General features: G+C 45.7%; 21 protein-coding genes, 1 tRNA gene, 1 rRNA gene, 1 other RNA gene and 1 pseudogene. 7 read left to right on the top strand and 18 right to left on the bottom strand.

The window, feature by feature from the left end; genetic code table 11:
- The 12 genes from BLQ44_RS11235 to acsA form a co-directional block, all read right to left on the bottom strand.
- Nucleotides 1–171: ribosomal RNA gene (locus tag BLQ44_RS11235) — 16S ribosomal RNA — on the bottom strand; the annotation flags it as partial.
- Between the two features lie 280 nt (nucleotides 172–451).
- Nucleotides 452–712 carry a pro-sigmaK processing inhibitor BofA family protein gene (locus BLQ44_RS11240; protein WP_093194000.1) on the bottom strand — a complete coding sequence of 87 codons (261 nt, stop codon included), beginning with the start codon at nucleotides 710–712 and terminating at the stop codon, nucleotides 452–454.
- 51 nt (nucleotides 713–763) lie between these two features.
- The gene (locus tag BLQ44_RS11245; protein WP_093194001.1) at nucleotides 764–979 is read right to left on the bottom strand and encodes a YaaL family protein; all 216 of its coding nucleotides are present in this window, start codon (nucleotides 977–979) and stop codon (nucleotides 764–766) included.
- Nucleotides 980–994: 15 nt separating this feature from the next.
- Complete coding sequence (gene recR / locus BLQ44_RS11250) at nucleotides 995–1,591, bottom strand: recombination mediator RecR (RefSeq protein WP_093194002.1); 597 nt, start codon at nucleotides 1,589–1,591, stop codon at nucleotides 995–997.
- Entirely contained in the window at nucleotides 1,591–1,911 is a 321-nt protein-coding gene (locus tag BLQ44_RS11255; RefSeq protein ID WP_093194003.1) for a YbaB/EbfC family nucleoid-associated protein, read from the bottom strand. Before BLQ44_RS11255 ends, recR begins: the two co-directional genes overlap by 1 nt.
- A gap of 18 nt (nucleotides 1,912–1,929) precedes the next feature.
- On the bottom strand, nucleotides 1,930–3,618 hold the full coding sequence (gene dnaX / locus BLQ44_RS11260) for a DNA polymerase III subunit gamma/tau (protein ID WP_093194004.1): 1,689 nt from the start codon (nucleotides 3,616–3,618) through the stop codon (nucleotides 1,930–1,932).
- Between the two features lie 131 nt (nucleotides 3,619–3,749).
- An RNA gene (ffs, locus tag BLQ44_RS11265) (signal recognition particle sRNA large type) lies at nucleotides 3,750–4,015 on the bottom strand.
- A gap of 44 nt (nucleotides 4,016–4,059) precedes the next feature.
- Nucleotides 4,060–4,527, bottom strand: coding sequence for a tRNA adenosine(34) deaminase TadA (gene tadA / locus BLQ44_RS11270; RefSeq protein WP_093194005.1), 468 nt, complete (start codon nucleotides 4,525–4,527; stop codon nucleotides 4,060–4,062).
- An 11-nt stretch (nucleotides 4,528–4,538) separates the two neighbouring features.
- Complete coding sequence (locus BLQ44_RS11275; protein WP_093194006.1) at nucleotides 4,539–5,297, bottom strand: DUF3891 family protein; 759 nt, start codon at nucleotides 5,295–5,297, stop codon at nucleotides 4,539–4,541.
- A 258-nt stretch (nucleotides 5,298–5,555) separates the two neighbouring features.
- A complete protein-coding gene (locus BLQ44_RS11280) occupies nucleotides 5,556–6,071 on the bottom strand; it encodes a type 1 glutamine amidotransferase domain-containing protein (RefSeq protein ID WP_093194007.1) in 516 nt (171 codons plus the stop codon).
- Between the two features lie 75 nt (nucleotides 6,072–6,146).
- On the bottom strand, nucleotides 6,147–7,442 hold the full coding sequence (locus BLQ44_RS11285; RefSeq protein WP_093194008.1) for a lysine N(6)-hydroxylase/L-ornithine N(5)-oxygenase family protein: 1,296 nt from the start codon (nucleotides 7,440–7,442) through the stop codon (nucleotides 6,147–6,149).
- A gap of 207 nt (nucleotides 7,443–7,649) precedes the next feature.
- Nucleotides 7,650–9,359, bottom strand: a complete 1,710-nt coding sequence (gene acsA / locus BLQ44_RS11290; protein ID WP_093194009.1) for an acetate--CoA ligase — start codon at nucleotides 9,357–9,359, stop codon at nucleotides 7,650–7,652.
- Between the two features lie 217 nt (nucleotides 9,360–9,576).
- On the opposite strand from acsA, the gene BLQ44_RS11295 reads away from it, so the two are divergent.
- The gene (locus BLQ44_RS11295; RefSeq protein WP_093194010.1) at nucleotides 9,577–9,771 is read left to right on the top strand and encodes a hypothetical protein; all 195 of its coding nucleotides are present in this window, start codon (nucleotides 9,577–9,579) and stop codon (nucleotides 9,769–9,771) included.
- Here the strand turns inward: BLQ44_RS11295 and BLQ44_RS11300 are convergent.
- Both BLQ44_RS11300 and BLQ44_RS11305 read right to left on the bottom strand, forming a co-directional pair.
- Nucleotides 9,756–10,667 carry a DMT family transporter gene (locus BLQ44_RS11300; protein WP_093194011.1) on the bottom strand — a complete coding sequence of 304 codons (912 nt, stop codon included), beginning with the start codon at nucleotides 10,665–10,667 and terminating at the stop codon, nucleotides 9,756–9,758. The genes BLQ44_RS11295 and BLQ44_RS11300 overlap by 16 nt on opposite strands.
- Nucleotides 10,668–10,722: 55 nt before the next feature.
- Nucleotides 10,723–10,974: a hypothetical protein gene (locus BLQ44_RS11305; protein ID WP_093194012.1), complete on the bottom strand. Its 252-nt coding sequence runs from the start codon at nucleotides 10,972–10,974 to the stop codon at nucleotides 10,723–10,725.
- Nucleotides 10,975–11,229: 255 nt separating this feature from the next.
- On the opposite strand from BLQ44_RS11305, the gene BLQ44_RS11310 reads away from it, so the two are divergent.
- From BLQ44_RS11310 to BLQ44_RS16865, 4 genes and pseudogenes are all read left to right on the top strand, one after another.
- Nucleotides 11,230–12,540, top strand: a complete 1,311-nt coding sequence (locus BLQ44_RS11310) for a transglycosylase SLT domain-containing protein (protein WP_093194013.1) — start codon at nucleotides 11,230–11,232, stop codon at nucleotides 12,538–12,540.
- A gap of 384 nt (nucleotides 12,541–12,924) precedes the next feature.
- Nucleotides 12,925–13,845: a glycoside hydrolase family 16 protein gene (locus BLQ44_RS16725; RefSeq protein WP_245688159.1), complete on the top strand. Its 921-nt coding sequence runs from the start codon at nucleotides 12,925–12,927 to the stop codon at nucleotides 13,843–13,845.
- Nucleotides 13,846–13,866: 21 nt separating this feature from the next.
- Nucleotides 13,867–14,331: pseudogene (locus BLQ44_RS16860) on the top strand (glycoside hydrolase family 16 protein); the annotation flags it as partial.
- On the top strand, nucleotides 14,326–15,879 hold the full coding sequence (locus tag BLQ44_RS16865) for a carbohydrate binding domain-containing protein (protein WP_407690375.1): 1,554 nt from the start codon (nucleotides 14,326–14,328) through the stop codon (nucleotides 15,877–15,879). The pseudogene BLQ44_RS16860 and the gene BLQ44_RS16865, both read left to right, overlap by 6 nt.
- 204 nt (nucleotides 15,880–16,083) lie before the next feature.
- Here BLQ44_RS16865 and BLQ44_RS11320 read toward each other — a convergent pair whose 3' ends face one another.
- Entirely contained in the window at nucleotides 16,084–16,731 is a 648-nt protein-coding gene (locus tag BLQ44_RS11320) for a M50 family metallopeptidase (RefSeq protein ID WP_093194014.1), read from the bottom strand.
- Nucleotides 16,732–16,792: 61 nt separating this feature from the next.
- Nucleotides 16,793–18,049: a DNA polymerase IV gene (locus tag BLQ44_RS11325; RefSeq protein ID WP_093194015.1), complete on the bottom strand. Its 1,257-nt coding sequence runs from the start codon at nucleotides 18,047–18,049 to the stop codon at nucleotides 16,793–16,795.
- A gap of 713 nt (nucleotides 18,050–18,762) precedes the next feature.
- On the opposite strand from BLQ44_RS11325, the gene BLQ44_RS11330 reads away from it, so the two are divergent.
- On the top strand, nucleotides 18,763–19,077 hold the full coding sequence (locus BLQ44_RS11330; RefSeq protein ID WP_093194016.1) for a hypothetical protein: 315 nt from the start codon (nucleotides 18,763–18,765) through the stop codon (nucleotides 19,075–19,077).
- 53 nt (nucleotides 19,078–19,130) lie between these two features.
- Here the strand turns inward: BLQ44_RS11330 and BLQ44_RS11335 are convergent, their stop codons facing one another.
- Nucleotides 19,131–19,817, bottom strand: coding sequence for a deoxynucleoside kinase (locus tag BLQ44_RS11335; protein ID WP_093194017.1), 687 nt, complete (start codon nucleotides 19,815–19,817; stop codon nucleotides 19,131–19,133).
- On the bottom strand, nucleotides 19,814–20,455 hold the full coding sequence (locus BLQ44_RS11340) for a deoxynucleoside kinase (protein ID WP_093194018.1): 642 nt from the start codon (nucleotides 20,453–20,455) through the stop codon (nucleotides 19,814–19,816). The genes BLQ44_RS11335 and BLQ44_RS11340 overlap by 4 nt, the downstream gene beginning before the upstream one ends.
- A gap of 130 nt (nucleotides 20,456–20,585) precedes the next feature.
- Here BLQ44_RS11340 and BLQ44_RS11345 point away from each other — a divergent pair.
- Nucleotides 20,586–20,658 (top strand) — tRNA-Arg (locus BLQ44_RS11345).
- Nucleotides 20,659–20,676 lie beyond the last annotated feature (18 nt).

A 20,676-nucleotide genomic window follows, 5' to 3' on the forward strand; every position in this document is an offset into this window, starting at 1 on the left:
CCGGGGTTATTCCGGTCTTACAGGTAGGTTGCCCACGTGTTACTCACCCGTCCGCCGCTCGTTCCACGAGCGTCCGCCCCGAAGGGCTTCAGCTCGCTTCCCGCGCTCGACTTGCATGTATTAGGCACGCCGCCAGCGTTCGTCCTGAGCCAGGATCAAACTCTCCATAAGAGTATTGATTAGCTCAATAGTAATTTTAAAAAAATTGACGCATGGCATAAAACATTGTTCAGTTTTCAAAGATCTACCGTGTCGCTCTCAAAACAGCGACTTAATTAATATATCATGTTGGCGGGCTTTCCGTCAACAACTTTTTATATTCTTTTTCGCTTTCGGTTTGCCGTGAATGGCTTTCCTTAACGCGACAAATAATAATATACCATCCTCATAAATATATTGCAAGGGATAAAACGAAAAAAATAAAAAAACTGCAAAAAACGCAGTTTTTCTGTTAGATCACCCAAGCTTGTATAGCGATGAGAGTTGCCAACCCGGGGATGCCGAGTAGCGCCGTCACCGTTGTAGTGAAAAGGTTGATCGGCACGTGCAATCCGAAAGAGCCTCCGAATAAGTTTACAAAGAACAAGAACAATACGGCAATAATACCTTTTGTAAGTACATGACCTGTCCACTTGGCAGGCGTCGTCTTCTTCGCAAACAGAAACATCGGTATCACCAAAAGTAGAAAAAGAAGTGCGAGACCGGGATCCATCCTCGTCCCTCCTCTAAACGTTTACTCATTTATATGCGGAAGGGAGATAGTTTATGAAAGAGCATGGATTCCCCGGATACGCGCTTCTCTTAACAAATAGAAGTATTTCGCTTTGGCCACCGTCAGTTCCCTGTATCCTTCTTCGCTCGGATCAATGCTTTGGCTCATGATTCTCTCGAGCGTTCTCCATTCTTCATGAGCCCGGCGAATGCTTTCGACGAGTCGTTCTTCTTCTCTTCTTTTTCTCTTTTTCTTCCTATTGAACATAAGACCTTCTCACCCTTACAGTTCTCTTCTTCCTTCAAGTGCTTTAGAAAGAGTCACTTCATCTGCGTATTCAAGGTCCCCGCCAACAGGAAGACCATGAGCAATACGGGTAATGCGGATACCGGCCGGTTTCACGAGACGTGAGATATACATCGCCGTCGCTTCCCCTTCGACGTTAGGGTTCGTAGCAAGAATCAATTCTTCCACCCCTTCATCCTTCAACCGTTTAATAAGACTTTCTACATTAATATCCTCCGGTCCAATTCCGTCCATCGGTGAAATAGCACCGTGCAACACATGATACTTTCCACTGAATTCCTTCATCTTTTCCATAGCGATGACATCCTTCGGATCCTGCACCACACAGATCAGTGTCCCGTTCCGTGATTCATCCTGACAGATGCTGCAGGGATCCCGGTCCGTAATATGACCGCAATTGGAACAATGAGTGAGTTCGCGTTTGGCATTCACCAATGCTTTCCCGAACTCAAGCACATCATCTTCCTCCATCTCTAAAACATAAAAAGCCAGACGGACCGCCGTTTTCGGACCGATCCCTGGCAATTTAGTAAAGCTGTCGATCAGCTTTGAAATCGGTTCTGGATAGTACACTAGAACATTCCTCCACCAGGCATGCCTTTCGTAAATTCACCCATAGTATCGTTCGTCTTATCATCGATCTGTTTCAATACATCGTTCGTCGCTGCGATGATCAGATCCTGAAGCATCTCTACGTCATCAGGGTCTACCGCTTCTTCATCTATCTGAACATCCGTGATCTCTTTTTTCCCGTTCGCGATCACTTTGATCATTCCGCCACCGGCTGTAGCTTCAAAGCTCATTTCATATAGTTCTTCCTGAGCTTTCATCATTTTCTTCTGCATTTTCTGCATCTGTTTCATCATATTGTTCATGTTTCCACCGCCACGCATAGGGATTCCTCCTTAAAATTAATCGTGAATTTCAATTATATCATCACCGGCGAGTTTTTTCGCTTCTGAAATGAAATCTTCTTCTTCCTCTTCGGCTTTCTCTTCTTCCGGCGCTTCATCTTTCTGTTTCTGAACGTACTCTTCGCGGAGCTTCTGCCACTTCGGTTCCGGTACAGGGATAACGGTAAGTGTCTTCCCTGTAAATTCCTCGAGTAATGGTTCAATGGTCGTCTTATGGTCAAGAGCAAGGGAACAGTGAATATCATAACGGAAAGCAAGGACCAGAGCACTGTCGGAAGCCGCCCTCGGTTTACTGTTCAACAATGTTGCGTGAGCCGGGGCATTTCTCTGCTTCAATGCTTCCATGAAATCAGCCCATACCCGCTGCACTCCCGTAATCGCTTCTTTCGATGCTTCCTGGAGTGTACGATGAATCCTTTCGTGCGGGACCTGGTAGTTGTTCTTCGCTCCTTTGGAAGGTGTGCGCTTCTGAGGAGCTGCCTGCTGCGCGTTTCCGCCAGCAGGGGGCTGTTCTTCCAGTTTCGCCAGTTTCTTCTCAAGAACGTCTATCTTTTTGGATAGACGCTCCACCGCCTCCGTATCGGCTGAAGCAGCAGGAGCCTTCTTCTGATCAGCGATCGTCAGCAGGGCTATTTCAATGAAGACTTTCGGACTCGTCGTCCACTTCATCTCCTGCTGGCACTGATTCAATGCACGGATCGATTCCTGGATCCAAGAAGCCTCAAGGTTCTCTGAAAGATCCCGAAAGCTGTCATCCACTACAGCCCGCTCTAAATGCTGCTCGAGAGCCGGGGCACTTTGATACATAAGCACATCCCGCAAATAATAGATGAAATCGAAAACGAACCGCCCCGGGTCTTTTCCTTCTTGGATCAGATGATCGACGGTTTCAAGCGCTTCTTTTACCGCTCCCTCATGCAAATACTTCAAAAGGGAAGCGAGCTGCCTCTGGGAGATCGATCCGGTGACTGCCAGTACGTCCTCAGAGCTTACGCTGTCTTCACTGTAGGAAATCGCCTGATCCAACAGACTCAAGGCATCCCTCATTCCACCCTCGGCACTGAGAGCGACAATATCGAGCGCCTCTTTTTCTACAGCGATTCCTTCTTCTTCTACAATGGAAGACATCCGGTCCACCATAGCTTTCTGCGAGATGCGCTTGAAGTCGAAGCGTTGGCAACGGGAAATGATGGTAAGAGGGATTTTATGAGGTTCCGTCGTAGCCAGAATGAAGATCACATGCGACGGAGGTTCCTCAAGTGTTTTCAATAGGGCGTTGAAAGCTCCTATCGAAAGCATGTGCACCTCATCGATGATGTAAACCTTGTAGGGAACGGAAGTCGGAGCATACTTCACCTTGTCCCGGATATCCCTGATCTGTTCCACTCCGTTGTTGGAAGCAGCATCGATTTCAATTACATCCGATATCGACCCGTCCTGAATACCAAGGCAGGCATCACAGGCGTTGCAGGGCTCTTTGGTCGGTGATTGTTCACAGTTCACCGTTTTCGCAAAAATCTTCGCTGCACTTGTCTTCCCTGTACCACGAGGCCCGGAAAACAAATAAGCATGAGAAAATTTCTGCTGGACAATAGCATTTTGTAACGTACGTGTTATATGTGTCTGGCCTACCACATCCTCGAATAAGGAAGGACGCCATACCCGGTACAGGGCTTGATAGCTCATAGTCATTGTTCCCCTTTTTCAGTCTTGTCCCTATTATATCGAATCTTCACCCTTCCTGTGAAGCTTCCGAGATATTTAAAAAAAGCCGCTATGGCAGATTTGCCACAACGACTTCTGTAAGTTATGTAATGCCGTGCACCTGCTGTCGATGACACAGCCCCAAGCGTTACTCACAATTACAGCTCGATCCAGGCACTCCCGCGGCACACGAGAGGTACAGCTTACTGCTGCTTCCTTCCGGACCTGACAGGGTTCACTGCTTCTCGTTGCGCAGGACCTGGATGTCAACACTGCTTTCGTGAGGCAGACCTTGAAACCGTATCACCTCGAGCAAGAATTCGGCCTCGCTATAGCGGATTGCGAGTACAGGGCACCGCTACCTCCCCGCTTAGCACGACAGCCTTAAGTATATCTGTTCACTCCGAAAAATGCAATAGAAAGCTATTTCTTCTTTTTCTTTTCCCGTAAGTTTCTGAAAAAAGACGAAAGCATTTCTCTGCACTCTTCTTCCATGACGCCGGATTGAATAGAAGTCCGATGATTGAAACGTTCATCATCGAGAAGGTTCATAAGCGTACCCGCACATCCCGCTTTCGGATCATACGCCCCGTACACAAGATGTGGAATTCTGGATTGCAAAATCGCTCCGGCACACATCGGGCAAGGTTCAAGGGTCACGTACAGCGTACACTCTTCCAGACGCCAACTTCCTATTTTTTCATTTGCCTGATCGATGACGATACACTCTGCATGAGATGTGGTTTTCTGGGTCGTCTCCCGGAGATTATGTCCTCGGGCGATAACCTCACCCTTATGGACAAGGACAGCACCTATAGGGACTTCTCCCAGCTCCTGCGCTTTCTCCGCTTCTTCTATCGCCACCTTCATGAAATGACGCTCTTCTTCCATGTCTTCACATCCTAATCAAAAGTTACGAAGTAATCCCGTTCCTCCGCTTCCTGATAAGCTTCCGCCAAGCCGATTTCCCCGATCCTTGCTTTAGTCACGAAACGATAAGGTACGGAAGCCGTCCACTCTCCGGCAAATGGAAAAGGGGTCAGGATTACAGATGATTCATTTTTCCAATAGGACTGGATGCCTCCGGGAGCGATGTCGAAGCGCTGAGGAAACCCATCCTTGAACCAGGGAATTTCTCTTTCCTTGGAAGCACCCGGCTCGTTCATGCATATGTACAAAGACAAGTTGTCACAGAACTGAAGGCGATCGAAGTGCAACTGCCGCAATTCCATAGGAACCTCCACTTTCATCCGGGAAAGGTAGTCTTCCTGGACCCGGGTCTGCTCTTCATAAAAATCCTTCATACGTGTATCGTCCTGATTATTTTCGAAAAAAGACTGATAATGCATACTCGTAAGAATACCTGCGTACAAGGATTCTTTCGCGGTTGCTTCAATACCGTTGCGATAAGCCTGTAACTTTTCTTCCAGAGGATAATCGACAAACGTATAGGGCCGTTGCTGTTCTTCATTCCACAGCGGTTCCTGATCAAGAGGGATCCACGCCCGGTCGTGCACCTCGACCGCCCAATCCGCTTCTGACCTGATCCGCGATGTCAACAAAAAGTCTTTCTTCCAGTTACGCGCCATCTCCCCGGAAATGACAGCATGATCATGTTGCCTGATCATGACAAACCCTTCTTCATACTCCCGAACAATCATCTTCCACCCCTCCACTCCCTATTCTTTCGTATCTTTAATCATAGCAATATTTTGAAAACAATAAAAGTGCAAGCACCTCGCTCATCTTCTCTAAGTATAAGCCTGGATTCTCAATGAGGGGCAGTTTCCTTATTAGAATACAGGCTTATATCTTACGGGAAGATAGGTGCTGGAACCGGATATGATAAAAGTGCAAGCATCTCGTTCATATTCACATAAAAAACCTCCCGCTATCGCTAACGGGAGGTTCTCCTTTGTTTATTTGCTCAGAATACGAGTCATTTCTTTATTGAAAGCAGGAATGTCATCCGGCTGACGACTTGTTACAAGCTGGTCGTGACACACGACAACTTCTTCGTCTTTCACTTTCGCGCCGGCATATTCCATATCCACCTGGATGGATTTGAATCCTGTAGCCTGACGACCTTCGAGCGTCTTCGCAGTAATCAGGAGCTGCGGCCCATGACAAATTGCAAATACAGGCTTGTCGTTGTCCATGAAGTGCTTAGCGAATTTCACGAACTTTTCATCGCCACGAAGCTGGTCCGGAGAAAAGCCGCCGGGAATAAACAAAGCATCGAAGTCTTCAGCGTTCACATCATCGATCGATTTATCGATGGTAACCGTGGCTTCTCCCTGTTTCCCGGTCACTTCTTTGCCAGCTTCCCATTCGATATTGGTAACCTCATGACCATCTTTTTTCAGATCGTTGACCGGTTGAGTGAATTCCACATCTTCAAACATATCGGTAAGTACACATGCTACTTTACTCATTGTGTTCTCATCTCCTTCGTAAGATTGTTTCCACTGTAAATGTTTCCCGGTCTTTGATTTGTTAAACCTATCCATTCAGAGATCCTTCACCGAAAACGTCTGGAACGCAGGGTTCTCCTGGTTCCGATAAACTTCCTTACCGGCAATCGCATTCAGGATGTGTACATTTCTGTGCACCGCCAGCCCAAGGTTGGTTGCACCCGTACCATGGGAATGGGTAAGCCCTGTCGCAGTGAAGAATTGATGAGAACGCTCTTCTTTGAAAACCAGCTTATAATCTCTCGTTACTTTGTACTGCTTTTCTTCCTCCCATTCGATTTTATCCTCGAAGTTCTGCAGGAACCAGTCGGGGAAACTGGGTTCATAACCGGTGGCCAGCACAACCTTCTTCGTCGAATGAACATATGGTTCTTCTTCCTGCCACTGGTAGCAATCCAGATGATACCTTCCATTTTCAAAAGCTATGTTATTCACTTCGGTCATGGGCTGGATGAACACATTGCTGTCCTCTCCACCTGCCGTCCGGTGATACAACTTCCTATATAAACGCGTCAACGTATCAGGATCGATTCCTTTCCTTAAAGGTTTCAACGTGCCCAATGCTTCCGTACGTTTCTCTTCACTCAGGGCATGAAAATAATCGATATACTCAGGAGTGAACATTTCCTGGGCGAATTTGGCCTGGTCAAGCTGAAAGAGACCCCCTGATCTCGTAAGCAGTGTCAGATTCATATCCTGACGTTCCTGCTCTTCAAGAAGATCCAGAAATATCTCCAAAGCACTCTGCCCGGAACCGACGACTGTCACATCCTTCGATTTAAGTAGCTGCTCCTTTTCAAAGAGATAGCGACTCGAGTGGAGAACATCCTCATTCGGAAAATGCTCCATACCATCCAATACCAGCGGTTCCGTACCGGTAGCCATTACGATATGCTTAGTATCGTAATCTGTGATTTCTCCTGTCATTTTATCTTCCACCCTAACGGTATAATACTCTTCTTCTTTGCGATCCAAAACATCTACAACCGTAGAACCGAAAGAAAGATTGTCCAGAAGACCGGCGACCCACTGAAGGTAATCATTATATTCCTGACGTGGTATTTTGACATTCTGATAAAGGTAAAAAGCGAACATTCTATTGTTTTCATATAAGTAATTCATAAACGTGTATGGACTTTTAGGATCGGCAAAGGTAGCCAAATCAGCCATAAAAGGAACCTGTAAGTCCATTTTTTCTACAAGCATCCCTGGATGCCATTCGAACTTCGGCGTATCGTCGAAGAATATCCCGTCCACTTCATCCGTCTGATCTATAAGTCCGGCCAGCCCAAGATTATAAGGACCGATCCCGATTCCAATCACATCATACATATCTCTTCCCCCTTCTCATCTACAGAATCATTCCCATTTTTCTCCTCCCCTAACCCTTCGACCGGAAACCAAACTTCTACAAATCACTACCTGATTCGGAATGTTTCACGTGGAACAAAGAAAAACGGAGGCATCCTGCTTAGAGCAAGAGCACCCTTCCCCATATAAAAACCCCTCCGTCCTGAAGACGAAGGGGAATGATTATTGTTATTCTTCAAGCGTGGAAGTATCTCCTGTAGGAAGACCAAGCTCCCAGGATTTAAGAAGACGGCGCATAATCTTACCACTTCTCGTTTTCGGGATCGTATCTTTCACTTCGATTTCACGAGGGGCAGCGTGAGCGCTCAAGCCTTTCTTCACAAACTGACGGATGTCTTCAAGCAAGTCATCAGACTCGGAGTATCCATCATTAAGCGTGATGAAGGCTTTGATGATTTCTCCGCGTTCAGGGTCCGGTTTCCCGATGACACCCGCTTCCGCTACTGCCTCATGTTCGATCAGTTTACTTTCCACTTCGAACGGTCCGACACGTTCCCCGGATGTATTGATGACATCATCCAGACGTCCCTGGAACCAGAAGTACCCGTCTTCATCACGGTACGCACTATCTCCGGATACATACCATCCATTGATGAAGTAGCTCTCGAACTTACCAGGGTTCTTCCAAATCGCACGCATCTGCGATGGCCATCCTTCTTTGATCGCCAGATTCCCCATCTGGTTCGGTGGAAGTTCATTCCCTTCATTATCTACGATGGAAGCTTCGACACCCGGAATCGGTTTACCCATCGATCCTGGACGGATTTCCATGGATGGATAGTTACAGATCAGCTGTGCTCCTGTCTCGGTCATCCACCACGTATCATGGATACGAAGATCGAATGCTTTCAGCCCCCATGTAATAACCTCAGGGTTCAATGGTTCCCCTACGCTCAATACGTGACGAAGGGAAGACATGTCGTGTTTCTTCGCTACGTCCGCTCCCGCGCTCATCAGCTTACGGAAGGCCGTAGGAGCCGAGTACCATACGCTGATATCTTTCTCACCGATCATGGCGTACCAGTCGTCCGCACTGAAGCGTCCTCCACGAATTACGTTCGTGACGCCATTCAACCATGGAGCGAAGATACCGTAACTTGTACCTGTTACCCAGCCCGGATCGGCTGTACACCAGTACACGTCACCCTCCTGCAGGTCAAGCACCCATTTTCCTGTCTGGTAATGCTGGATCATGGCGTTATGCACATGATAGACACCTTTAGGTTTTCCGGTAGAACCGGATGTATAGTGAAGCAGCATGCCGTCTTCGAGGTCGACCCATTCGATGTCGAAATCCTCGGAAGCACCTTTCATTTCTTCTTCATAGCTGATGTAATCACCAGAACCTTCCCCACCTACAAGCACCACTTGCTTAAGATCAGGAAGATCATTCTCAGGAACACGCTCCAGAAGTTCTGGAGTCGTGATCAGCATTTTCGCTTCACTATCCTCCAGACGATCGCGTACCGCCTGTTCCATGAACGCTTCAAAAAGAGGTCCCGCAATAGCTCCGGTTTTCAGGATTCCAAGGAACGCCGCGTAAAATTCCGGACTTCTCGGAAGGAACAAAAACACACGGTCTCCTTTTTCTATATTATGTTTTTTCAATACGTTCGCGAATTTATCACTTTCACGCTTCAAGTCAGCGAACGTCAGGGTCTCTTCGCGTTCAGGAGCTGAGTAGATAAGCGCGGCCTGGTCCTTCTTATTCGGGTCTTCCGCATGCTTATCGATGGTTTCATAAGCAATGTTCACTTTACCTGTATCATTCCAGGTAAAATTCTTTTTCGCTTCATCCCAATCGAAGGAATTGTAGACTTTTTCGTAGTTTTCAAGATTGTGAGATCCTGATTGTGCTGGAATTGGTTTCATATCCATGCTTATTTCACACTCCTTATCAAAATTAACTCACTGTATTGAACAGAGGTTCCTTAGATGTATGTACATCTTTCAAAAAATTCCGTTAATTACATTGTATGCGATTTCAAAATAATTTTAAAGTAATATAAGTAAATTATCTTCCTTACTTTGGTAACTGCACGTTTGATTCAACTATCTCCCCTCTATATAATATATTTTAGAAAGGTGAGGAATTATGACTAAAGAAAATAAGCTTTTTTGGATTCTAGGAATCATTGGTATCACGAACATCATCGTCTCTATCGTGCTTTTAGCCACCATCAATAATACGATGATTTCTCTTATGATCTTCACTTCCGGAATCTTCCTCATCATCGGAGGAATTGCAGACCGGAAAGAAAAAGACAGACGACGTCACCGGGATTCCTGAGGAGGAGTCCTGGGGCGTTTTTTTACTTTCGTCGTGAAGTAAATACCCGTTAAGACAATCAATCCTCCTATAATTTGCGAAACCGTAATGATTTCCTGAAGAAATAGCAGAGAAAGAATAGCAGTCGCAAACGGCATGAAATTCATGAATACGGTCGCTTTCGCCGGTCCTATCTCCGCCACAGCCATGTTCCAGGATAAAAGCGCGAGGAAGGAAGGGAACACACCGGTATAAAGAATGCTGAACACAATAGGGCCTGACCATTCAGATACGAAGCGCCCCTGGGACCATTCAAAAAGAAAGGCCGCAAACATAATGATGAAATTTCCGATCAACAACATAGCGAACAGGCTCCCATATAAAGGGATGCGGTAGCCAAACTTATTGACGAACGTAGAATAAGTCGCCCAGCAGATGACGGCTCCCATCATAATCAGATCCCCACTATTGAAACTGAGCGAAAGAAGCGTCTCCAAAGAACCGTCACTTATAATGTACATAACTCCGACTAATGAAAGGCCAACCCCGGCAATTTGACGTTTCCCATATGTTTCCCTCAAAAAGAAAAAACCCAGAATAATGGTTACAGCCGGAGTAAGAGACTCCATGATCGAAGCATTGATGGTGGACGTATAATGAAGAGCTAAATAAGAAAGAGAAGGGAAAAAGGCGATACCCGTAACCGCCATCCCAAGGATTGGACGCCACTCTTTTATCAGCTGGCGCCGAACGAGCATGATTTTCTTCCGGTAAAAGGCGAAAACGAGGATAAGACCAAGGAGCGTACGCATCCATGTCAACGTAAGCGGCGGAACCACATCAGCTGCTACTTTACCTACAATATAATTTCCTGCAAATAAAAAAACAGTAACCATGACAAGAGCATAGGCGCGCATTCCACCTCTCCTCCTTTCTCCAGTAAAAAAAGACCCTCCTTTATAGAGGCTCTTTTTACCATTCGAGAATGTATCCTTTCACCCCGATCGGTTCCTTATCCGGCGCCTGCTGGGTAGCAGTGAAATAAGGATCTTCATGGTCGAGATGATATTCGATAGAATCCGGATCCAGATACAGTTTGTATTCCAAGTCCGTCACTTTGTGAAGACTTATATTCGATACCGTCTCCTGGTTCTTCTCGTCATCAATAAGAAAAATATCAATGTTATCAAAACCATAGGTGAGCAAACGATCTTTCAGTTCCATACCTATCCCCCTTTTCTTCGTTGTTTATTTGATTCAGCCTTTCCCTATCTCTACATACGTAGTCTTAGACAGAAAAAAAGAGAACTATTCTTTTTCTTACTATGGTAGGAATGGACAGTCGGCTTTACTTATCTGTAATACTATGTAACATACCCCACAATCCTCTCCGGAAAACAGGTGCAATTATTTTCGTAGGAAAAGAATTCTCTTTCTGCTATCCTTGTAGATAGAAAAAATAGGAAAGGACGGATCGAAATGAAGAAATGGACAGCTTTGCTGCTCACCCTTATGTTGACACTGATCGCCTTCCCTCTTTCCGCAGAGGAGAATACTCACAAAGAAATCCTCTCTAAGATTGTAGAGGTTGCTAATGAGAATGAGATACCTGCAGAAATCATGATCGCAATCGCCTCTAAAGAATCAGGTGCGAAAGGAGAGTACTTTCGCCATTACGACGAAAACGGTGATGTGATCGAAACAGACGACGGTGGTATTGGTCTAATGCAGATTACCGAACTGAAAGAAACTAGTTATAGCAAAAAGGAACTCGAAGATATCGAAAACAATATCCGCGCTGCAGCTGAAGTTTTGAATGCGAAATGGGGCTACATAGGCAAACGCATCCCCGAAATGAAAACTTGGAGTTACGAGGCTGGTAAGGTATCCTACAAAAACGATGAAGAAGACCCGAAACAGGTAATTGAAAACTGGTACTTCCCTGTGATGGCTTACAACGGGCTTGTTGAACAAAACATTCCGAAACACAGTGAAGAAACTGCTTACCAAGACGAGGTATTCAAGTCTATGGCAGATCAAGGACAACTGTTCACTGCGTCTCATGCCGAACAGATTGAAAGCGAATTGAGCGAGTATTTCGTTAAGGGAGATACTTATAACACGGATGGTGTGAAAGGAATTGTTAGTTTTCCTTCTGACGACGATTCTGGAGAAGAGATTGAACCGGTAAAACTCGAAATGGAAGGAACATACACCCGCATGAATCAGTTTGAAGAAGAGCAGTTAATCACTTTCAATCGTAACTCCCCTTCTTTCTCATACGTCAACGTTTATGATTCTGATCAACTCACTAATCACAGTGATACTATTGGTTTCTACAACAATTTTTCGTTAACTTCCCAGCCTTTTCTCTTCAACGACAATGATGCCAGTCACTACGGATATTATACAGTGAATAGAAATGGAGAAGAAGAGTTCATTGCATCTTCGAACCTGATCTCCACGTCCCACCCTTATGCCAACAGTGACTTCTCAGAATTCGGTTCCGACCAAGAAGATGAGAACGGTGTCGTAACGACTGAGAACGGATATGTCACAGTGAAATTTGATGAGAAAATCGCGGATGACTACGTCAGCGAGCGTAATTTTTATTTAAAAGATGAGAACGACACAGGTATAGAAGCAAGCTTAATGAAAGAAGGAGTAGAAGTGCGGGTCACCCCGAGTACAGTGGAAAAAGGTGAAGTATACACCCTTTACGTCCACAAAGTCCGGGACGAAGAAGGTAACATGGCGAAACCCGTAAAGCAAAAAGTGAAATTCGAATAATGATTTGCCCCCGCTTTCTTAAAGGGAGAGCGGGGTTTTTTATCTTCGAAATCAAAACTACGGACTAAGCACTCTTCTTTCAAAGTGACTCAGGTATAAAGAATTAGGTCGTATTAAGGATTTTAGAATGAGGACGTGTGATTAGATATTCCGCTGAAAAAGTTGGCACATCAATGGATATCAGTATCTTTTCGCCTTGTTAACAACAAGATTCGTCAAAAAATCTTCTTGAAAGCTTCTTCGCCTGTGGTATCATGAAAAACAATTAAAGAAACCGCTTTCTAAATATTCTGTCTACATAGTCATCACGAGCATCCATATTTTTTTACGCATTTACGAAACCGGTTTCCTTAAATTAAATTCCTGCTAGGAGGACCTTTGTACATGAGAAAACTATTGGTGGTTTGTCTGGTTCTGATCTTCTCATTTGTCGGAACGTCTCTTGTTTTTGGTGAGAAAAAAGAAGAAGAAACTCCTGCATGGCTTGAGGAGAAATCGTTCCATCCCCCTCAGTCCAATGCAGCGATGTCGAAGCTGGCTTTTGTTGATTTTATGAACCAATGGATTGGTGTAACTGGTGAAGACGCGATGGAGACTGCTGAGTCCATCGGTTACTTGCCTGACTTTAAAGCCAATGAAAGATCTGCCATAAAGAAGGAAGAGGCTGAAGCTATTCTTTCTCACCTGTTCCCGATGGCAGATTGGCCGGAAGCATCGAATGGAAACAAACCTGTGAAGTTGAAAGATGCCATTCAGTATGTGGAGTCTTTAGCAGACCAAACATACACAACCGGAACCTACAGCAATCAAACGGTTGAGGGCAATGCTTTGATCAACCAGCCGGGAGTCACGCTTGAAGATACAACGATTGAAGGAGACTTGTATATTACGCGTGGAATCGGGACAGAGCAAACGATTCTTGATTCTGTCACGGTCCATGGGACGGTCTATGTAGAGAAATCTGTACAAAATGCAGTAAAACTCAAGGATTCCGACATCGGACTCGTGTCCGTGTATACCCTTGGTGGCGAAAAGTCTGACTGGTCCCTCGTTTGGGGAGATGAATTTCTTACAGAAGAAATCGACTCCAGCAAATGGAAGCATGATATCGGAAACTGGATCGTAGACGAAGATGGTGAAGGTATTTCACCTGGATGGGGAAACAATGAACTGGAGTACTATACGGACTCCGAGGAAAACTCTTATATTGAAGACGGGAATCTTGTAATCAAAGCGAAAGAAGAACAGAAATCCGATGAGTTCGGTTCTTATGACTATACGTCTGCGAAGCTGAAAACGGAATGATTATTCAGCAAGAAATACGGGAAGTTCGAAGCACGTATGAAACTTCCTGAAGGACAAGGGTACTGGCCGGCATTCTGGATGATGCCTGAAGATAGTGTTTACGGAGACTGGCCGGCATCCGGGGAAATCGACATCATGGAAGCGGCCGGTAAAGATACGAACACGATCGGCGGTACGATTCACTACGGAGAAGAATACCCGAATAACACCTATCGCGGAACAGAATACCACTTTCCGGAGGATAGTGATTATAAAGGATACCACACCTACTCCATCGAATGGGAGCCTGGGGAAATCCGCTGGTATGTCGATGGTGAACTTTATCAGACACTGAATAACTGGTTCAGTCAAGGGCCGAACGAAGCGGCGAACTATACCTTCCCTGCCCCGTTCGATCAGGAATTCCATCTGATTCTGAACCTGGCAGTCGGTGGCTGGTACGGCGGTGATCCGGATGAGACGACAGAATTTCCTGGTCAAATGGAAGTCGATTACGTAAGGGTTTATGAATTGACAGGCCGCGATTACCAGGAGCCGGTGGAACCGACGCAGGAACTCGAAACATTGCCTGAAGATGCTAAGCAACCTTTGGAAGACGGAAACCTGATTTATGATCAGGATTATGAGCAAGGGTTTACGATCGTTGATGAAAACAGTGACACCCCTGATGACACGTACTGGAACTTCCTAACACTACCTGACTTTGCAGGTGAAGGAAGCATTTCCACTGACACGATTGATGGCACGACTTATGCCAAAACCGATATTACGAATGCCGGAAACGCGCTATGGTCTCTGCAACTGATCCAGCACCTGGCAATCGTGGAAGGCCATACGTATGAAGTTACGTTTGATGCGAAGTCGAACACGAGCCGTTCATTGATGACGAAAGTATCCGGAGGTGCTGAGCGTGGCTACGCCAACTATTCCGGTGAGAAGACGTTCGACCTGACGAGTGATGCACAATCGTATTCCTACACGTTCACACATAATCAGGAAACGGACCTTGCTGCGCGTCTTGAATTCAACATGGGTACTGATGCAAACCCTGTGTGGATCGGGAATGTCCGTGTAGAGGATATCACCGGCCAGCAAGAAGGGTCGACTCAGAAAGAACCTTTGGCAGATGGAAACCACGTCTATAATGGGACATTTGACCAGGGCGACTTCTCCCGCCTCGTATACTGGGACACGCTGGTTCAAAATGGTGCTGAAGCAGAAGCAGTAGTCAATGCGGACGACCGCGTGATGCACATGGACATTACCGAACAAGGTTCCGCTCCAGAAGATATCCAACTGAAGCAAACAGGCATTCAGTTGCTGAAAGGAAACACTTACGAGCTGACATTCGCTGCCCGTGCCGATGAAGCCAGTGATATCTCTGTCGGATTCGCCGGGGAGGATGGAGTGAGCTACGCCGATGCGAAACCGGTTTCCCTGGACGAAGAATGGAACACATACACCGTACCATTCGAAATGACGACGGAAACCTCCGATCTTGAAAGCCAGCTTATCTTCTACATGGGTGAAGCCAATGCAGATGTCTATATGGATAATGTGAAACTGATGCAGACTTCCAACTATGTGGATTATGATGATATCGATCTCAACCCTCTTTCGGAAGACTTCTCCGAGGGTATGGCTGACTGGGCACCGTACATTCACTTCGATGCGAATGCTACCGTTGATGTACAAAATGAAGCACTGACCGTTGATATTACACAAGGTGGGAATGAAGCATGGAGTGTGTTGCCGGAATATCCTGGTCTTGAGCTGGCGAAAGGTGTGACGTATCAGCTTTCGTTTGATGCTAAGTCTTCCGTCGCTCGTGATATAGAAGTGACAATGGAAAACGCAAGCTATCAACGTTTCCTTGGCGAAACCGCATCGTTGACGAATGAATTCGAGACCTTCACGTATGAATTCGAAATGCCGCAAAATGATACGGTTTCCCTGAAATATCTGATGGGTAACTTTGCTGATGCTCATATGATTACGTTGGACAATGTACAATTAGAAGTGAAGCAGGATTAATCAAAAGAAGGCTGTCCGAATGGGCAGCCTTCTTTGCTTTTGCGAAGAACTTGAATAGGCGGCTCCGCTTTTCTTTCATGATCCAGCTGCACCACCCAGAAACCCGAGCCATAAGCAGCCTCGCCTTTTTTGGGAAAAGTTACCTAAAATAAGCCAAGGCTGCTTATGACTGAGGTTTCTAAGCGGGGTGGTTCCGCTTTTCATTCAAAACACACGTTTCCAAGCCTGGATCGCGAAGTAGAACGCCTGGAGGAAGAAGCCGGTCCCCCACACGAGTGCAGGAATTTTCGTCGCTCTTGCCAGGTTTGCGGCATCCCCCGCCTGTCCAGGGGCAATAACACTCAACCACATGATATTGAAGGCACTGATCACAGACTCTACTAGCACAAGTGCAGCGATAAAGGTCAGGGAATAAACGATGAGCGTCTGATGTCCTGAACGGATAAGCCAAATAAATAGAGCTCCGAACGTAACAATCCAGAACACCCCATACAGATTACGTACCCAGAACAATAAATTGATGGAAAGAAGTCCCATTAATAAAACCACGATCCACGTGTACTTTCCTTTGGATAACAAATAGAAAAGAAAGAAAGCGAACCAGGAGGCGAAAATATAGCCTGATAAGCTCGTCAGTACATGACTGAACCACGACGTGTGACCGGTCATGGTGACTCCTGAGGTGTTAGGAAAAAGGGAAATGTTACGTACTTCCCCGCCTGTCACGAGCGCCATCAAGGAGTGTCCGGTCTCATGTACCATCGTATTGATCATAGCGAAATACTTTCCGACAAGCGGCATCTGCGTCAGCAGAAGTGCCACGACAAGACTGATAATAATTTGTGTTTTCATTGAGGCTCCTCCCCCACTTTCCCAGTTGTTCTATCTTTACGAATGGGCACGTGGAAATGTTTCACGCATAATGTCCTCCTACCTTCTTGCTTCGTTCCAACGTAATGCCGCCCCGTTTATAGCTGCTTGCCCTCAATAATGAGGTAGACCCGTGTCGTCCTCTTATATCATCCATCGCTCGACTCAACTGACGCTGTTTTTCCCGTTGGTCAAAGAAATCGAGTTGCAGCGCCCCATCGTACTCCAGATTCGTCAGGGACACATAGACACGACGGATCGAATTGTTTTTTTCATAATGACGATGAAAGAGAGAAACGACTGCTTTGTACATATCCATCGTCAGATTCGTCGGCAAATGCAGAGACGTGGATCTCGAGAATCCACCTCCCGTTTCTTTTGTATACCCGATTCCGATATGAACAGTCCTGCCGACATGGTAGGATTCACGTGCTCGGCGACATACTTCCTCACATAAATCCAGAATACAGGGATATATATCTTTCTCCTCATAATCCTGCAACAACGTGATCCCATGCCCGAAGCTTTTCTGTTCGGACCTGGTGAAATCACCATAGACCGGACTCAAATCGATTCCCCTGGAATGCCAATAGAGCTGCTCCCCCATAATTCCGAAACGTTTTTTCAGGAAACGAAGCGGATGAGTAGCAAGGTCTCCCAACTTGATGATACCCATATTATTCAAGCGACGCATCATCCTTTTCCCGATTCCCCAGATATCTTCGACCGGGACAGGCCACAACAAACGCTCCACGTCTTCATAATGACAAACCGCTATTCCATCTTTCTGTTTTTTAGCGTGGATATCGAGGACCACTTTCGCCAAAAATTTATTATCTCCTATCCCGATGGCACACTCAATGCCGAACTGATCCATAATTCTTTTCTGAAAAAGCTCAGCTATTGCCCGGGGAGATCCATACAGGGAAGTGAGTCCATCCACGGTCACCCAAAGCTCATCTACGGAATAGACATGAATCGCTTCCATAGGAGCGTACTGATGAATCAGTTTCGTTATTTCCACCGAAACATCCAAGTAATCCTGCATGCTTGCTTTCGCTATAATAATTTCCGGGTCTTCCGGTAGTTCGAAAAAACGCGAAACATTGCTTATTCCATGTTTTTTCTTCAGAGCTGGGGAAGCGGCCAAAACGATACTCCCCTTCCGTTCAGGGTCACCGACGACGGCCATCAGGGTCCGAGAAGGATCGAGTCCACGCTTTATACACTCAACACTTGCATAAAACGATCGCATATCCAAACAAAGAACATCATGTCTCGGATACTGATCATACTCCATTTTCATCACCTCATTTCCCGGGAAATAGTAAAACGAAAAGTGGCAGCCTCCCGCTTAGAAGCTTTATCATAAGTGGGCAGACTTGGCTTCGGATGCTCTTCTCCGAAACACGGCTGACCGCTTATGATACCAGCTTCTGGAGGCTGGAACTAGACAAAACGAAAAGCGGAGAAGAACGTTTAGAAGCTATAATATAAGCAGACGAGCCTGATTTCGGGTAGCTCTTTCCCGAAACAGGATTGGCTGCTTATATTACGGGCTTCTGTTCTTCGCAGCTAGACCGTAAAGAGAAAAGCGGAGAAGCCCTGTTTAGAACCCTTACTCATGTTATTCGTATATCGCCAGGCAATACGCAATCAGCATCAGTGGTTATGGGATACTTTTTCAAAATTGAACCGTTACTATATCGCTTAAACACTTATATCCGATACGATTTCGTTCCAATCAATCAGGAATAGTTGGATAATACCTTCTTGCGATAGGATTCCTGATATCCGACTTGAAAGCATCTCATAAACGAAGCCCCTTCCTTGAAAATCATAGCTTCTTCCCTTTGTTGAGTTTTCCTCTACAAGTATACATTATACGAACATTTGTTCTTATAATACCCCATCCACCCTCATTTGTAAACAAAAGAGGCGCTTGTCCCCGGACAACCGTTCAGACGAGTCCGATATTTCTACATAAGATGACAGTACAAAGGAGGTGAGCATATGTCGTGCTATGACAAATATAAAGCCATTCAGGACCTAGAAGCGGAAGTTGAGAACTTACAGAAGCAGTTACAAAAGCAGAAACAGAAACAGCAACAAAGGCAGCATCAACACCAGGATGCCGATCAGTCCCAGTTCGAATTCGAAACAACAGAGTTCAAAAATAACGGTAACCCGGTCATCAACATCCACAACAGCCAGGACATCTGGATTGTTCTAGTTCTGGTTCTTGTCCTCGTTTCTGATGAAGAAAACAACGCTCCAGTCGCTGATCTGCTATCAAGCCTCATGAACAACAACACTACAGAAGCATAATCAACGAAAAAAGCCGCTTCGCTTAATGCGAAGCGGCTCTTCTATTTCATAAATTACGAACTCGGCAAATGACTGGCTCTCCATTTACGCGCCTGTTGTATAAAATGACCGATTTTCTCCAGAATAGGTTCCACACTATCTTCATCATTCAAAAGATCATAGTCGGCGATATTCAGACGAAGGACCGGACAAGCATTGAAATCATCGATCCAGTCTTCATAACGGTTGTACATTTCCTCCCAGTACTCGATCGGGGTTTCCTGTTCCATCGGACGGCCCCGCTCCTTGATACGACCGACGACATCGTCGAAAGATCCTTCCAGATAAATCAGAAGATCCGGATGAGGGAAATAGGGAGTCATGACCATCGCATCGAAAAGACTCGTGTACGTGTCATAGTCCGTCGGAGACATCGTCCCTTTATCGTAGTGCATTTTTGCGAAAATGCCTGTGTCTTCATAGATGGACCGGTCCTGAATGAACCCGCCTCCATATTCGAATATTTTCTTTTGCTCCTTGAACCGCTCTGCCAGGAAATAGATCTGAAGATGGAAACTCCACCGTTCGAAATTTTTATAAAAACTGTCCAGATAAGGATTCTTCTCCACTTTTTCAAAAGACGTGCGGAAATTGAGGGCCTGGGACAGAGAGTTGGTCATTGTCGACTTGCCGACTCCCACTGTACCGGCTATAGTGATGACACTATCATGCGGGATTCCGAACTTTTCCCGTGCGTTCATTTGATCACTTCTCCTTTGTTGAGGTAAGCATTGACTTCACTGATGATATAATCAAGGTCGCTCTGGTGTTTAACAAAATCGATATGATCTCCATTCAGACGAATGACTGGAATATCAGGGTGGGTCGTTTCAAAATGATCCATAAACGTCTCATAATCATCCGATAGCTGCTTCAAATACTCGGGCTGGATATTCGCTTCCACGTCACGGTTCCGCATACGAATGCGTTCGAGCAGTGTATCCAGACCTGCATGCAGGTAGATGACCATGTTCGGGCGAGGCATATCGCCGGTAAGAATATCGAAAATACGGGAATACTTGCGGAACTGATCTTCTTTCAGTGTCCGCTGAGCAAAAATCATGTTTTTGGAGATATGATAATCGGCGACTACGGGCTTTCCTTCCTGCAAGAACTTCTTATCGATATCTTCAAGCTGCTTGTACCGATTGCAAAGGAAAAACATCTCCGTCTGAAAACTCCACTCTTCGATATCATCGTAGAACTTGCCGAGAAACGGGTTTTCTTCCACGATTTCCTTCAACAGGTGAAATTCGAAATGAGCGGCTAATTTTTTGGACAGAGAGGTTTTTCCCACTCCAATCGGTCCTTCTACAGCGATAAAGGGTAGTTGGGACATTGGTGTTCCTCCTTCGTTTACATCCGTTCGGACAGACAAACTACATTTTATCACAGACGCCTTTTAGAAGTCATGGGGTGAATCATTTTGTCTTTGCAGAATTAAAAAAGAATAGTATAATAGCGATTGTGCCCCCGTAGCTCAGGGGATAGAGCATTGGTTTCCTAAACCATGTGTCGCAGGTTCGAATCCTGCCGGGGGCGTTCGAAAAAATTTGTATA

It is taken from the genome of Salimicrobium halophilum (assembly GCF_900100295.1).
Lineage (GTDB): Bacteria > Bacillota > Bacilli > Bacillales > Halobacillaceae > Salimicrobium > Salimicrobium halophilum.